General features: G+C 70.9%; 1 protein-coding gene. It reads right to left on the bottom strand.

The genetic code is table 11. From position 1 onward, the window contains the following. A partial coding sequence (locus ACZ3HG_RS23220; protein WP_465334664.1) for an FAD-dependent monooxygenase occupies positions 1-350 on the bottom strand: 350 nt, incomplete at both ends.

Here is a 350-nt window from a genome sequence, read left to right as displayed (position 1 = left end):
GGCATCCACGACGCTCTCCGCCGTGACGCCGAACCGCAGGTCCTGCCCGGCGGCGAGGCGCGCGGCGATGAGGTCCTTCAGCACCTCGTGCTGCGGGTACAGCCACACGGAACGGCCGACGAGCGACGGGAAGTCGATGCGGTGACCCTCGCCGGCGAAGCGCAGCTCGATGCCGTCGTGGCGGTGCCCGACGGTCCGGACACGCGACGCGTCGCCGAGCGTGTCGAGCAGTTCGACCGTGCCCTGCTCCAGGATGCCGGCGCGGATCGTGCTCTCGATCTCGTCGCGCGAGCGCTGATCGATGACGACGGACGGGATGCCGCTGGCATCGAGCAGGTGCGAGAGCAGCA

The organism is Erwinia sp. PME.40.26/001, assembly GCF_055556675.1.
Note: the sequence above shows the minus strand (reverse complement) of the source record. Positions and strands in the feature narration are given on the sequence as shown.